This is a genomic window from Janthinobacterium sp. GMG2, from assembly GCF_033949445.1.
Taxonomy (GTDB): Bacteria; Pseudomonadota; Gammaproteobacteria; order Burkholderiales; family Burkholderiaceae_D; genus Janthinobacterium; species Janthinobacterium aestuarii.
The window spans coordinates 148891-161807 of the sequence record NZ_JAXAWA010000002.1 but is presented as its reverse complement, the minus strand read 5'-3'; the positions used below and the strand labels follow the sequence as shown (position 1 = coordinate 161807).

Annotated in this window: 12 protein-coding genes; 8 read left to right on the top strand and 4 right to left on the bottom strand. The window is 63.4% G+C overall.

Going from position 1 to position 12917, the window contains the following annotated elements:
* Positions 1–32 precede the first annotated feature (32 nt).
* Positions 33–512 (top strand): GNAT family N-acetyltransferase, encoded by a 480-nt coding sequence (locus tag SKZ59_RS06745; protein WP_319991170.1) that lies wholly within the window; start codon positions 33–35, stop codon positions 510–512.
* Positions 513–616: 104 nt separating this feature from the next.
* Here the strand turns inward: SKZ59_RS06745 and SKZ59_RS06740 are convergent, their stop codons facing one another.
* The 3 genes from SKZ59_RS06740 to SKZ59_RS06730 form a co-directional block, all read right to left on the bottom strand.
* Entirely contained in the window at positions 617–1006 is a 390-nt protein-coding gene (locus tag SKZ59_RS06740; RefSeq protein WP_319991169.1) for an Imm1 family immunity protein, read from the bottom strand.
* Positions 1003–2643, bottom strand: a complete 1641-nt coding sequence (locus SKZ59_RS06735) for a sulfate permease (RefSeq protein ID WP_319991168.1) — start codon at positions 2641–2643, stop codon at positions 1003–1005. The genes SKZ59_RS06740 and SKZ59_RS06735 overlap by 4 nt, the downstream gene beginning before the upstream one ends.
* Before the next feature lie 66 nt (positions 2644–2709).
* Entirely contained in the window at positions 2710–3279 is a 570-nt protein-coding gene (locus SKZ59_RS06730) for a TetR/AcrR family transcriptional regulator (RefSeq protein ID WP_034751992.1), read from the bottom strand.
* A 127-nt stretch (positions 3280–3406) separates the two neighbouring features.
* Between SKZ59_RS06730 and SKZ59_RS06725 the strand changes: the two genes are divergently transcribed.
* The 3 genes from SKZ59_RS06725 to SKZ59_RS06715 all read left to right on the top strand — a co-directional run bounded on the left by SKZ59_RS06725 (position 3407) and on the right by SKZ59_RS06715 (position 7705).
* Positions 3407–4393, top strand: coding sequence for an SDR family oxidoreductase (locus tag SKZ59_RS06725; protein ID WP_319991167.1), 987 nt, complete (start codon positions 3407–3409; stop codon positions 4391–4393).
* A gap of 3 nt (positions 4394–4396) precedes the next feature.
* Positions 4397–5272 carry a Ku protein gene (locus SKZ59_RS06720; protein ID WP_072453080.1) on the top strand — a complete coding sequence of 292 codons (876 nt, stop codon included), beginning with the start codon at positions 4397–4399 and terminating at the stop codon, positions 5270–5272.
* A gap of 120 nt (positions 5273–5392) precedes the next feature.
* Positions 5393–7705 carry a PAS domain S-box protein gene (locus SKZ59_RS06715; RefSeq protein WP_319991166.1) on the top strand — a complete coding sequence of 771 codons (2313 nt, stop codon included), beginning with the start codon at positions 5393–5395 and terminating at the stop codon, positions 7703–7705.
* On the opposite strand, the gene ligD is transcribed toward SKZ59_RS06715, so the two are convergent.
* Positions 7689–10178 carry a DNA ligase D gene (gene ligD / locus SKZ59_RS06710; protein ID WP_319991165.1) on the bottom strand — a complete coding sequence of 830 codons (2490 nt, stop codon included), beginning with the start codon at positions 10176–10178 and terminating at the stop codon, positions 7689–7691. The genes SKZ59_RS06715 and ligD overlap by 17 nt on opposite strands.
* 209 nt (positions 10179–10387) lie before the next feature.
* Between ligD and SKZ59_RS06705 the strand changes: the two genes are divergently transcribed.
* The 4 genes from SKZ59_RS06705 to SKZ59_RS06690 all read left to right on the top strand — a co-directional run bounded on the left by SKZ59_RS06705 (position 10388) and on the right by SKZ59_RS06690 (position 12916).
* Positions 10388–10711: a hypothetical protein gene (locus SKZ59_RS06705; RefSeq protein ID WP_072453071.1), complete on the top strand. Its 324-nt coding sequence runs from the start codon at positions 10388–10390 to the stop codon at positions 10709–10711.
* A gap of 222 nt (positions 10712–10933) precedes the next feature.
* Complete coding sequence (locus SKZ59_RS06700; protein ID WP_319991164.1) at positions 10934–11308, top strand: hypothetical protein; 375 nt, start codon at positions 10934–10936, stop codon at positions 11306–11308.
* 39 nt (positions 11309–11347) lie between these two features.
* Positions 11348–11689 (top strand): hypothetical protein, encoded by a 342-nt coding sequence (locus SKZ59_RS06695; RefSeq protein WP_319991163.1) that lies wholly within the window; start codon positions 11348–11350, stop codon positions 11687–11689.
* A 201-nt stretch (positions 11690–11890) separates the two neighbouring features.
* Complete coding sequence (locus SKZ59_RS06690) at positions 11891–12916, top strand: serine hydrolase (protein ID WP_319991162.1); 1026 nt, start codon at positions 11891–11893, stop codon at positions 12914–12916.
* Position 12917: the final 1 nt, after the last annotated feature.

The window sequence follows — 12917 nt, the reverse complement described above, 5'->3', positions numbered from 1 at the left end:
GCTAGCATGTTTCTTTTGCCCCGGAAGCTTCCATGCCCATCACCCTGCGCCCCGCCCTGCCCCTTGATATCGACGCCCTGTGGGCCCTGCGCACGGTGGCCGTGCGCGTCAGTTGCGCGACGCATTATGCGCCGGAGCAAATTACTGTGTGGACGGCTTCGCTCGTGCCGCCAGCTTATGCGGCCATGCTGGCTGCCGGTGGCGGTATCGTGGCGATGCAGGGCGAGGCCATTGCCGGCTATGCCATGCTGGACGTAGACAAACACGAAGTCGATGCCGTGTTTGTCGATCCCGCGCGCGCGGGACTCGGTATCGGCAAACGGCTGCTGGCGGCGCTGGAGCAACTGGCGCGCGGGCGCGGCATTGCGCGCTTGCACCTGTCCGCGTCGCTGAACGCTGTGCCGTTTTACCGGGCCGCAGGATTTATCTCCTTGCGCGAGGAAGCGTATGCGCATCCCAGCGGCATCAGCCTGGCCAGCGTGGCGATGGAAAAACAGCTGGTAACCGCCTGAGCCGTCAGTCTTTGCTGGCAGCAGCTTCGGACTCGGCCAGGCATTGCTGCAGCTTCGCGATCAGGGCGCACTTGCTCGTCGTCCAGGTCCAGCGGGTTAGCATTTCAATCCGCTTCCCACGCAATGCCAGCCGGTCGCGCGCCGCCCGTCTTGAAAAACGCGACGAAGGCGCGCTGGCATAAATCCACATCCACGCACCATGCTTCCGGATACACATCCACCTGGCCATTGGCCAGCAGATAGCTGCATTCACCCGTTTCCTCTTCGTCTCCCAAGGAGTGAAAACTCAGGTCGTCCTGTCCCGACAGATACATCAGCCAGGCATTGCCGCCATTACGCAACATGCACAGGGCCGGGCCCTGCTCGGCATCTTCGGCCATGGTCAGCCACAGCTCGCACTGGGCCAGCGTGCGCGCGTCCAGCAGCGCCTGTTCCAGCATAGGGATGCTATCGACCACACGCGGCTCGCCATGCAGATTCAGTTCCATCGTCATGCTTTTTCCCCGCTCAGGTCATCCATGGCCAGGGCCGTGCTCAGATACAGCTTGCCGCTGAGGTCCTTTAACAGGCTGCTCTGGCGCAGGCGGTCCATCACGGGGCCCTTCACTTCGGCCAGGTTCAGGCTGATGCCGCGCTTGGCCAGCGCGCTGTTGAGTTCGATCAAGCCCAGCAAGGCCGTGCTGTCGATCTGGTTGACTGCCGACAGCACCAGCACCAGGTGGCGCGCCGTCGGGTGGCTCCGCAACTCGTCTTCCACGCGCTCCGTGACGGCTTCCACATTGCCGAAGAACAGGCCCGCATCGATGCGCAGCAGCAAGACGTCCGGCAGGGTTTGCGCTTCATAGCGCTCCACGTTGCGGAAGTGCTCGCTATTCGGGATACGGCCCAGCACGGCAATGTGCGGGCGGCTGGCGCGCCAGATCAGGGTACCCATCGACAGCAGCACGCCAATCACCACGCCCGCTTCCACACCCAGCACCAGCACGCCGGCCGTCGTCGCCAGCAGGGCCAGCGCATCGCTGCGGTCGTAGCGCCACGACAGTTTCAAGGTATCCCAGTCCAGCAGGCTGCTGACGGCAAAGATGATGGTGGCCGCCAGCACGGGCAGCGGCAGCAGGGCCAGCCAGCCTGTGGGCGCCACCAGCGCCAGCGCCAGCAATCCCGCCGTGATGATGCTGGCCAGCGGTGTGTTGGCGCCCGCCTGGAAATTGACGGCCGAGCGCGAAATCGAGCCTGTGACGGGGAAGCCGCCCGACAGCGCGCTGGCCACGTTGGCCGCGCCCAGGCCCAGCAGTTCACGGTTGGTGTGCAGCTTTTCACCGCGCTTTTGCGCCAGGGTCTGGGCGGCGGACATGCTCATCAAAAAGATGATGAAGGCGATCAGCAGCGCCGGCGACAGCAGGGTGCGCCAATGGGCGCTTGAGGTGGCCAGGTTCAGGCCCGGCAAGCCGCTGGGCACGTGGCCCGTCGTCTGCACGCCCATCGCTTCCAGGCCGCCATAGGCGACGAGCGCGATGCCGGCCAGCACCAGCGCCATCGGCGCCAGGCGCGCGCCCACGTCGGCCGCCACCTTGTTCAGGCCGCAGCGCTGCAACAAGCGCGACAGATAGCGCTTGGCCAGCCACAGGAACAGCAGGCCGGACAGCCCGAGCACGAGGCTGGGCGTGTGCCAGTGGGGCCAGGTGGCGCCCAGGAGCGGCGTAATCTGCCCCCAGATGATCAGGATCGCGGCGCCATTGCTGAAGCCGCTGATCACGGGGCGCGACAGGAAACTGGCCATGAAGCCCAGGCGCAGCACGCCGCACAGCAGCAGGACAAGTCCGCTGATCAAGGCCAGCTGGGCGGCCAGCACGATATACAGGGAGGAGCCGGGATCGGCCAGCGGCGCCAGGGCGGCGGCCGTCATCAGGGAAACGATGGCCATCGGGCCCACCGATTGCGTCATGCTGCTGCCGAACAAGGCGTACAGCACGGGCGGCAGGATGCTGGCGTAGATGCCCACCACGGGCGGCAAACCCGCCACCAGCGCGTAAGCCATGCCTTGCGGCACCATCATCATGGCGACGACGATACCGGCAGTGATGTCTCCGGCCAACAGAGGACGCCGGTATTGCCTGAGCCAGAGCAGCATGGATGATCCCAAAATCTGAAAACCGAAGCCTATCATGCGACGAGGCCGGCTGACAGGGGGACGTGCTTACTCTTGCAGCAATTGCGCCTTCACGGCGTCGAGGATTTCCGCCGATAACACCTCGTCATCGACGCAGCGCGCCAGCACCATGGCGCCCACCATGGCGGCGAACGTGGCGATCGCCTGCTGGCGCCGCTCTTCCGGTGCGCCGTCGGGCAGCAAGCCTTCCAGCAGCGCGAACTGCTGCTGCGTCGCCTTCGTAAACACGGGACGCGCGCCGGGCGACATGCGCGCCGCATCGACGCCCATGGCGGCCGCCGGGCAGCCGCCGCCGGGCTGGTCGCGGTGCCGGGTGGTCAGGTAATTGTCGATAATCGCCGGCAGCGCCCGCTCCGGGTCGCTGGCGGCCTTCGCCCGCCAGCCTTCCAGCGATTTCTCCAGGGCATGCTGGCACGCCTCGATCATCAAGTCTTCCTTGGACGCGAAATGGCCGTAGAAGCCACCATGCGTGAGGCCCGCGTTCTTCATCAGGTCGGCCACGCCGATGCCGTCATAACCCTTTTCGCGGAACAATCTGGCCGCCACCTCCACGATGCGCTCGCGGTTCAGCGCCGCCTGTTCCCTGCTTACTTTCATGCTACCCTCCCACATTTATGTCAATCATCATATAACTTTACACCCGTTTTCGCCACTCTGTTAGCGAGCGCACCGTTTGATGCGGGTGCCGCGCCGATACTGGACCTTCGTTTACAAGGAGGCCAGCATGAACGAGAACAAGGACCAGTCCGCCGGCAATTTGCAGCGCAGCATCCAACAGGATCAGGATCAGCACGATCAGCAGCACGATGCCGCCAAATCCGGCCAGGAAAGCAAGCCGCCCGTGCAGACGGGCCACCGCAGCCAGCCCGTCCCTCCCCTGCCCGCCCAGCACCTGGACAAGCCTGGCATGGAAGGCGAGATGCAGTTGCAACCGCGCTTCCTGGCGCCCGATTACTGCGGCAGCGGCAAGCTGGCCGGCATGGTGGCCGTCATCACGGGCGGCGATTCGGGCATCGGCCGCGCCGTGGCCGTGCTGTATGCGCGCGAAGGTGCCGACGTGGCCATCATTTACCTGAACGAACACGCGGATGCCCACGAAACGAAGCGCTACGTGGAAGCGGAAGGCCAGAGCTGCCTCCTGATTCCCGGCGACGTGCGCGACCAGGGCTTTTGCCAGGAGGCAGTCAGCCAGGTGTTGGCCAAGTTCACGCATATCGACGTGCTGGTGAACAACGCCGCCTTCCAGGAACATGCCGAGTCGCTGCTCGACCTGAGCGAGGAACGCTTCGACCTCACCATGAAAACCAATGTCTACGGTTACTTTCACATGGCCAAGGCCGTGCTGCCCCATTTGCAGCGGGGCGCGTCCATCATCAACACGGGCTCGGTGACGGGCTTGCAAGGCTCGAAGCACTTGCTCGACTATTCCACCACCAAGGGCGCCATCCATGCGTTTACCATGGCGCTGGCAGGCAACTTGCTCGACAAGGGCATCCGCGTCAACGCCATCGCGCCCGGCCCCGTCTGGACGCCGCTCAATCCGGCCGACAAGTCGCCCGAGGACATCCAGAAATTCGGCCAGGACACGGACATGCGCCGCCCGGCCCAGCCGGAAGAACTGTCGCCCGCCTACGTCTTCCTGGCCTCGCCCGCCTGTTCCAGCTACATCAGCGGCATCGTCCTGCCCATCACCGGCAGCGTGGGGGAATAAGCGATGGCGCGCGCACTGTGGAAAGGCGCCATCAGTTTCGGCCTCGTGCACATCCCCGTCGAGCTGATTTCCGCCAGTCTCGACCATGAACTGGACTTGTCCATGCTGGACCGGCGCGACTTCGCCCCCATCGGCTACAAGCGCTACAACAAGAAGACGGGCAAGGAAGTCGAGTGGGACGACATCATCAAGGGCTATGAATACAAGACGGATGAGTACGTGGTGCTGTCCGAGGAAGATTTACGGCAAGCCAATGTGAAGGCCACGCAAACCATCGACATAGACACCTTTGTCGATGCGGCCGAGGTACCGCTGACCTTTTACGAACACCCGTATTATTTGCTGCCCGCCAAGGGCGGCGAGAAAGTCTATGCGCTACTGCGCGAAACCTTGCGCAAGGCCAACAAGGTAGCCATCGCCAGCGTGGTCATGCGCACCAAGCAGCATTTGTGCGCGCTCGTGTGCGTGGGCGACACCATCGTGCTCAACACCCTGCGCTACGCCGATGAAATCCGCCCCACGGATGACCTGGACTTGCCGCCCAACACCATGAGGGCGGCAGGTATTTCCGACAAGGAACTCAAAATGGCCCTGTCGCTGGTCGAAGGCATGAGCGAGCAGTGGGAACCCCGGCAATACCACGACAGCTACCGCGAAGACGTGCTGGCGCTGGTGAAGAAGAAAATCAAGGCCAGACAGACCAAGACCATCACGCCGCCCGCGCCCGAGCCGGAAGAAGAGCAAGGCAGCAACGTCATCGACCTGGTCGCCCTGCTGCAGCAAAGCCTGGGCAAGAAAGCGCCCGCCGCACCGGCCCGCAAGCGCGCGGCCTCGTCCACTGCCCGCAAACCGGCACCATCGAGGCGTAAGGCGGCCTGAACCACCCATACAGCCCGGGAGACTCTTCAATAATATAAATGCATTGACTTTGATCAAGCTTCTCGCTACGTTATGCACAGGCCTGCCACCCGGCAAGCCCTGTCATGCGTGCGGGAAAAAATGGATGCCGAGTTAGATCAGCTTATCCTCAACGGCGCCCCTGGCGGCGTTGTCATCACGAACGAAGAGCATGCCGTCGTGCGCTGGACGGCCGGGGCGCAGCGCATTTTCGGCTATGCCAGCGACGAAGCGCTGGGCCGCACGCTGTGGGAACTGATTTCCTTGCCCGGACAGGCGGAAGCATCCCCGCTGATCAACGAGCAGTTGACCGTGCACGGCAGCTACGACCGCGAATCGCTGCGGCGGCGCAAGGATGGCGAGCTCATCTACGTCGATGTCGCGTGCCAGACCGCACAGGCCGGGGTGGACGCCCCCCGCTACCTGATTTCCACCATGAAGGACACGACCTTGCTGAAGGCGGCGCGCGACGCCCAGTTCGTCGACGTGCGCTACCGCGTGCTGTTCGAATCGACGCCGGACAGCGTCATCATGGTCAATGCCACGGGCGCCATCGTGCTGGCCAACCAGCAGGCGCAACGCCTGTTCGGCTACGCGGAAGGCGAATTGAACGGCAGGCAAATCGATAGCCTGCTACCGCAACGCCTGCGCCATTCGCACGTGGCGCACCGCTCGCGCTATTTCGACCAGCCGCGCACGCGCACCATGGGCGCCGACCTGGAATTGCTGGGCTTGCGCAAGGACAACATCGAGTTCCCCGTCGAAATCAGCCTGTCACCGATCCAGACGGAGATCGGCACCTTCGTCATCAGCGCCATCCGCGACGTCAGCGACCGCCGCCGTGCCGAGCAGAAGTTCCGCGGCTTGCTCGAATCGGCGCCGGACGCCATCGTCATCGTCAACGGCGATGGCGAAATCGTGCTCGTCAATTCGCAGACGGAACGCCTGTTCGGCTACTCGCGCGCGGAGCTGCTGGGGCGCAACGTGGAAGTACTGATTCCGGCTCGCTATGCACACGATCACCCGCGCCACCGCCAGTCGTTTTCCACGGCGCCGCGCGCCCGCTCCATGGGCGCGGGCCTGGAGCTGTACGGCCTGCGCCGCGATGGCACCGAGTTTCCCGTCGAAATCAGCCTGTCGCCGCTGGAAACGGACGAAGGCGTGCTGGTCTCGTCGGCCATCCGCGACATCACCGAGCGCAAGCGCATCGAGCGCACGCTCAACGAACAGAAAATAGAACTCGAGCGGGCCAGCCAGGCGAAGGATCGCTTTCTCACCAGCATGTCGCATGAACTGCGCACGCCGCTGAACGCCATCCTCGGCTTTGCCCAGCTGCTGGCCAACGAATCCTTGCCCGCCACCGTGCCGCAAAAGCGCGCCTTCGTGCAGAACATCGTCACCTCGGGGCGCCACCTGCTCACCCTGATCAATGAAATCCTCGATCTGGCAAAGATCGAATCGGGCAGCCTGAGCCTGTCGATGGAAGCGGTGACGCTGCCCGCGCTGATCGAGGAAGTGCGCGTGATGGTGGAAGAGCAGGCGCAGCAGCGTCATATCCACCTGGTTTTTCCGGCCTGCGAGCCGCTCACGGTCCGGGCCGACCATACGCGCCTCAAGCAAGTACTGCTGAATCTGCTGTCGAACGCCATCAAGTACAACCGCCCGGACGGCAAGGTGGAGCTGGAAATTTCGCAGCCCGATGCGCAGCACGTGCGCATCGCCATCCGCGACACGGGCAAGGGCCTGGACGAGGCGCAGGTGGCGGAACTGTTCCAGCCGTTTAACCGCCTGGGACAGGAGGCGGGCAGCGAGGAAGGCACGGGTATCGGCCTGGTCGTCACCAAGCGCCTGGTCGAACTGATGGGCGGCAACATGGGCGTGCACAGCTGCATTGGCGTGGGCAGCGTATTCTGGATCGAACTGGGCACCACGGCCGCGCCGCCCGCCAGCCGGCAGCCGGACACGGAATATCTGCCCGAGCCCGCCGGCGACAGCGGGGACGATGACGGCGGCCAGGCGCTGCTGCTGTACGTGGAAGACAATCCGGCCAGCCTGCGCCTGGTGGAAGACATCGTCAGCTTCCTGCCCCACCTGCGCATGATCTCGGCCACCGACGCGCGCCAGGGCATCGCGCTGGCGCTGGAACGCCATCCCGACGTCATCCTGATGGATATCAATCTGCCCGGCATGAATGGCAACCAGGCGCAGCGCATCCTGCGCAACGATGCGCGCACGGCGCACATCCCCGTCATCGCCCTGACGGCCAACGCCATGAAGGGCGACATCCGGCATGGCCTGGCCTCGGGCTTTTTCCGCTACCTGACCAAACCCGTCGAGATTCCCCAGCTCAACGCTGCCATCGAGGAAGCCCTGCAACTGGCGCGCGCCACCGTGCCGCTCAAGCCGGAGGCGTAAAAGCCAGCTTTTTCATGGCCGCGTCGAGGCCTTTCGCGCTGCGCGCATAGCCGTCCCACGGGGTATTGCCCACGCCGAGACGGCTGTGCACATTGCCCACGTTCCACTGGTCGCCCGCCTCCAGCTCGTCGAGTTCCTCCCAGGCCAGCGGCACGGAAATGCCCAGCCCCGAGCGCGTGCGGGCCGACCACGCGCACACGGTGGTGGCGCCCCGGCCGTTGCGCAAATAATCGATGAAAATCTTGCCGACGCGATTTGCGGGACCGCTCTTGACGACAAACCGCTCCGGGATGTGCCGCGCCATGTGCGCCACGATGGCTTGCGAAAACGCTTTTACCGTGTCCCAGTCGTGCTTGGGCCGGATCGGCACGACCACGTGCAAGCCCTTGCCGCCGCTGGTTTTCAGCCAGGCGGGCAAGCCCAGTTCCGTCAAGAAGGCGCGCAGCAGCATGGCCGCTTCGCGAATGGCGGGCCAGGCCACGCCCTTGCCCGGGTCCAGGTCGAACACCAGGCGGTTCGGCGTGTCGTAGGCGCTGGCCAGCGCGTTTTGCGTGTGAAATTCCACCACATTCCACTGCGCCGCGGACAACAGCCCTTGCAAGCTGGCCACTTCCAGCATGGGCGGGTGTTCCGGGTCCAGCCGTGCATCGAGCTGTTTGATGCCCGGCATTGTCGAAGTGTCAACATGTTTCTGAAAAAATAGCTCGCCTCCGACGCCAGCGGGTGCACGCACGAGCGACACGGGGCGCCCGCGCAGGTGTGCAAGCATCAGCTTGCCCACCAGCGCGTAATAGCACACCAGGTCGATCTTCCTGGCGCCGCTGTCGCTGTCGATCACGCGATCCGCATGACTGACCTTGAAACTGGCCGGTAAGGCACAGTCCGGCATGGATTTGCTCTCCATTGTCTTCTCCTTCTCGATTCGCCGCGCCCGCTCGCGCACGATGGCGGCCGGCTTTTTATCTTCACGCAAGCCGTGAAACACGGCATGGCGCACGGCGCCGCCACTGGTCCATTGCGCAAAACTCACTTCGGCCACCAATTGCGGCCGGACCCAGATGGGCTGGCGCACGCCGCCCGCCTTGCCTTCAAACGGACTCGCCTCGATAGCCAGCGCATCGAGCCGGCGCCGCAAGTCGCGCAGGCTGGCATCGTCAAAGCCGCTGCCCACATTGCCTGCATAGCGCAGCTTGCCCTGCTCATCATGCACGCCCAGCAACAGCGAACCGATCCCTTCGCGCGCGCCCTGCGGCGCCGTATAGCCGCCGATGACGAATTCCTGGCGCAAGCCGCATTTGAGCTTGATCCAGTCGCCCGAGCGGCGCGTGACATAGGGCGCGCCGCGCCGCTTGCCGATCACCCCTTCCAGTCCCAGGCGGCAGGCGTGGTCCAGCAGCCGCTGCGGGGCGGCATCGAGCGCGTCGCTGAAGCGCACCAGGGGCGACGCGGGCAAGCTCTGCAGCAGCCCTTGCAGCAGCGCCCTGCGCGCCTCGACGGGCTGGCCCCGCAGATCGTGGCCATCGAAGTACGGCACGTCGAACAGGTAATACACGATCTCGCTGGTCGTTTCCGCGTCGAACGCGCGCTGCAAGGCGCCAAAATCCGGGTGCCCGCTGCTGTCGTTGACGACGATTTCGCCGTCATACCAGCCTGGCGGCAAGCTCAACTGTTCCAGCGATCGCCGCAACTTCGGCAGTTTTGCTGTCCAGTCATTGCCATTGCGCGTGATTAACGCAATATGATCGCCATCGCAACGCGCGAGGATGCGGTAGCCGTCGAATTTCACCTCGAAAATCCAGTCTTGCGCATCCGGCGGCGGTGCATCGACGAGGGTGGCCAGGTGGGGCGACAGGGTGGCGGGCAACTCGGCAGTTGGCGGCTCGGCAGCCACCTTGCGCTTGGGCATGGCCTTGTTCCTGACGCTGTCGGGGAACTCGTCCACGACAGAAAATTCCTGTGCCGGCCGCGCATAGTCGTCTTTTTCCTTGATCAGCAGCCAGGCAGGCTGCTTTTCGCTGCGTTTGTCTCCCCGGCCTTTCATGCGCACCAGCACCCACTTGCCATGCATCTTGTGGCCATGCAAGGTGAATTTCAGTTCGCCGGCCGCCAGCGCCTTGCGCGCATCGGGTGTGGCTGGCTGGGGCTGCCACGTCCCTTTATCCCAGATGATGACCTTGCCCGCGCCATATTGTTTCTCGGGGATCGTGCCTTCAAAGCTGGCATACGCAATCGGATGGTCTTCCACCTGCACGGCCATGCGTTTGTCGCGCGGGTCATAGCTGGGGCCTTTCGGCACGGCCCAGCTTTTCATCGTGCCGTCGAGTTCCAGCCGAAAGTCATAGTGCAAACGGCTGGCCCAGTGCTTCTGGATGACGAAGGTGAGCACGTCGTTTGCAGCCTCGTCGCCTCCTGCAGGCTCGGGCGTGACGGCGAAATTGCGTTTGGCTTGATACGTTTTCAAGGCGGCTTTCATGGCGGCCCCATGCGGTGATGATGGCTTCGAGTCTAGTCCGCTGCAGGTCATGGCGCGGTACGCCAGCTAACAGAGTGCCTGCGCCGCAAATGTAAGTGTTTGTAATTAGAAAAAAACGTGTCAACGGTATTGCCGCACGGCGCGTTTTTGCCTCAGTGACAGGGGACTGATCTCCTGAACTACAACCCCACTTCTTGAGGAACTGCACCATGAAAAAACGCATTTTCAACTTGACCGCTACTCTGATCGCCGGCTTGTTCGCTACCGCAGCCTTTGCTCAAACGCCAGCCGCGCCTGCCAAGGCCGAAGCCAAGCACACCAAGGAAGTGGCAAAAGCGGAAGCCAAGGAAACCAAGGCCGTAGTCAAAGCCGATGCCAAGGAAGCGGCCGTCGTCGCCGATGCGAAAGCCGATGTTGCCAGCGCCAAGGCCGACGCCAAAGTCACCAAGGAAAAAGCCCATCACAAAGCGAAAAAAGCCAAGGCCAAGGCTGACGAAGCCAAAACTGAAGCGACCGCGGCAGCAGCCAAATAATCCATACAGCGCGTTTCATGCGCCATGCAAAAAGACAGCTTCGGCTGTCTTTTTGCATTTTTACGCCGCCTTCTTCAATTAACGTCGTTTAAATCAGCCGATTGTAAGAAAGTGTAAACAAGGTCAACGGTAACCTTCCGGGCCGCGTTTTATGCTCAGTGACACGGGAATCATCCCTGCACCAACAGACATACCAGACAAACCACCACTGAGGACTGCACCATGAAAAAACGCATTTTCAACCTGAGCGCTACCCTGATCGCCGGCCTGTTCGCAACCGCAGCCTTCGCCCAAACCCCGGCAGCACCTGCAGCCGCTCCTGCAGCCTCGGTTCCTGCCAAGGTGGAAGCGGCCCACACCAAGGCTGTCGTGAAAGCGGAGGCCAAGGAAGCGCAAGCCGTCGTCAAAGCGGATGCCAAAGAAGCGAAAGCAGTCGTCGCTGCAAAAACGGACGTGGCCAGCGCCAAAGCGGAAGCGGCTACCACGAAAGCCAAGGCACACCACAAGGCCAAGAAAACCAAGGCCAAGGCTGATGAAAAGCTGGCATCGGCCACCGCCGAAGCAGCACCAGTAGCGGCACCAGCAGCAGCCAAGTAATTCCCCACACAATCGCTTATCACTCGCCAGGAAAATACAATGAAAAAAGTTATCGCCACCCTCATCGCCGGCCTGTTCGCTACCGCAGCCTTCGCTCAAACCCCTGCGGCTCCGGCAGCATCGGCTGCAGCCAAGGCGGAAGCTGCCCACACGAAAGCCGTGGTCAAGGCTGAAACCAAGGAAACCAAGGCCGTCGTGAAAGCCGATGCAAAAGAAGCGGCCGTCGTCGCCGATGCAAAAGCAGACGTGGCCAGCGCCAAGGCCGACGCCAAAGCCACCAAGGCCAAGGCCCATCACAAGGCGAACAAAGCCAAAGTAAAAGCGGATGCGGCGAAAGCGGCGGAAACCGTTCCGGCAGCACCGGCAGCGCCAGCGAAGTAAGCGCGAACGACGCCACGCAAGCGCATCCGCCGGGTCTGCGCTTGCGTGGCCACTTCGCCCGCATTCCCAGGGACAGCTTCGGCTGTCCTTTTTGCATGGCGCGCCTTCATGCAAACTTCAGCGAACAAAGCAGCTTGCGCGCGACAAAGCGGCGCAGATGGTGGACACTGGCACTCCAACCATCGCCGCGAAGCCTATTCCATGCGCCACCTGCTGCTGATTACCGCCCTGTCCCTGCCTTGCGCCGCCAATGCGCAAAACGCCCCCACCACCCTCGAGCAAGTCCTGCTCGCCCAGGACCATGACAGCCATGGCGACTTGCACGCCGTCGTCGTGCTGCGCAATGGCGCCATCGTCGCCGAACGCTATTACAACGGCGAGACGGCCGACACCCTGCACGACATCCGCTCGGCCGGCAAGAGCATCACCGCACTGCTGGTGGGTGCGGCCGTGGCGCGCGGCCAGCTGGCGACGACAAAGACGGTGGGAGATTACTGGCATGAAGTGGCTGGCAGCCCGGCAGGCAAGGTGCTCATCGACGACCTGCTGACCATGCGTTCGGGCCTGGCCGCCTTCGATGAAGACGAGCAGTCGCCAGGCAATGAAGATAAGCTCGATGCGGCGCCCGACCCTGCCGCCTTCGTGCGCGGCGTGCCGTCTGCAACGGCGCCGGGCAGCACGTACCGCTACAACTCGCTGGGCGCGTATATCGCGGGCAGAGTGGTGGAAAGCGCCAGCGGCGCCGGCCTGGAAGATGTCGCCGCCAAGGCGCTGTTCGCGCCGCTGGGCATCACGCGCTGGCGCTGGGGCCGCGACGTGGCCAACCATCCGAAGGGCCAGGGCAATCTGTCGCTGCGCGCACGCGACACGGCAAAAATCGGCCAGATGGTGCTCGACGACGGCATAGTTGACGGCAAGAGGGTGATCGATACGGCCTGGCTGCACGCAGCGCTGGCGCCGCGCGTGGCCATCGGCGCCGGCGACCGCTATGCCGACAGCTACGGCTATTTCTGGTACGCGAAGACGCAGGACATCGGAGGCCAAAAGATCGCCGTGCATTTCGCCTCGGGCAATGGCGGCAACAAGATCTACGTGATACCTGCGCGCCGCATGGTGGTCAGCATCGCGTCCGGCGCGTATGGCAAGCCCTATGGACAGCGCCGTTCGGAAGACATCCTGAAGGCCATCCTGAAGGCCATCCTGAAGGCGGGTGCCACGCAGATGTAAG

Bases quoted from the DNA above. Each gene is read 5' to 3' on its own strand.
- SKZ59_RS06735 (WP_319991168.1), bottom strand. From the start codon at position 2,643: ATGCTGCTCTGGCTCAGGCAATACCGGCGTCCTCTGTTGGCCGGAGAC.
- SKZ59_RS06695 (WP_319991163.1), top strand. From the start codon at position 11,348: ATGAAAAAAGTTATCGCCACCCTCATCGCCGGCCTGTTCGCTACCGCA.
- SKZ59_RS06745 (WP_319991170.1), top strand. From the start codon at position 33: ATGCCCATCACCCTGCGCCCCGCCCTGCCCCTTGATATCGACGCCCTG.
- SKZ59_RS06730 (WP_034751992.1), bottom strand. From the start codon at position 3,279: ATGAAAGTAAGCAGGGAACAGGCGGCGCTGAACCGCGAGCGCATCGTG.
- SKZ59_RS06720 (WP_072453080.1), top strand. From the start codon at position 4,397: ATGGCGCGCGCACTGTGGAAAGGCGCCATCAGTTTCGGCCTCGTGCAC.
- SKZ59_RS06705 (WP_072453071.1), top strand. From the start codon at position 10,388: ATGAAAAAACGCATTTTCAACTTGACCGCTACTCTGATCGCCGGCTTG.
- ligD (WP_319991165.1), bottom strand. From the start codon at position 10,178: ATGAAAGCCGCCTTGAAAACGTATCAAGCCAAACGCAATTTCGCCGTC.
- SKZ59_RS06700 (WP_319991164.1), top strand. From the start codon at position 10,934: ATGAAAAAACGCATTTTCAACCTGAGCGCTACCCTGATCGCCGGCCTG.
- SKZ59_RS06690 (WP_319991162.1), top strand. From the start codon at position 11,891: ATGCGCCACCTGCTGCTGATTACCGCCCTGTCCCTGCCTTGCGCCGCC.
- SKZ59_RS06715 (WP_319991166.1), top strand. From the start codon at position 5,393: ATGGATGCCGAGTTAGATCAGCTTATCCTCAACGGCGCCCCTGGCGGC.
- SKZ59_RS06740 (WP_319991169.1), bottom strand. From the start codon at position 1,006: ATGACGATGGAACTGAATCTGCATGGCGAGCCGCGTGTGGTCGATAGC.
- SKZ59_RS06725 (WP_319991167.1), top strand. From the start codon at position 3,407: ATGAACGAGAACAAGGACCAGTCCGCCGGCAATTTGCAGCGCAGCATC.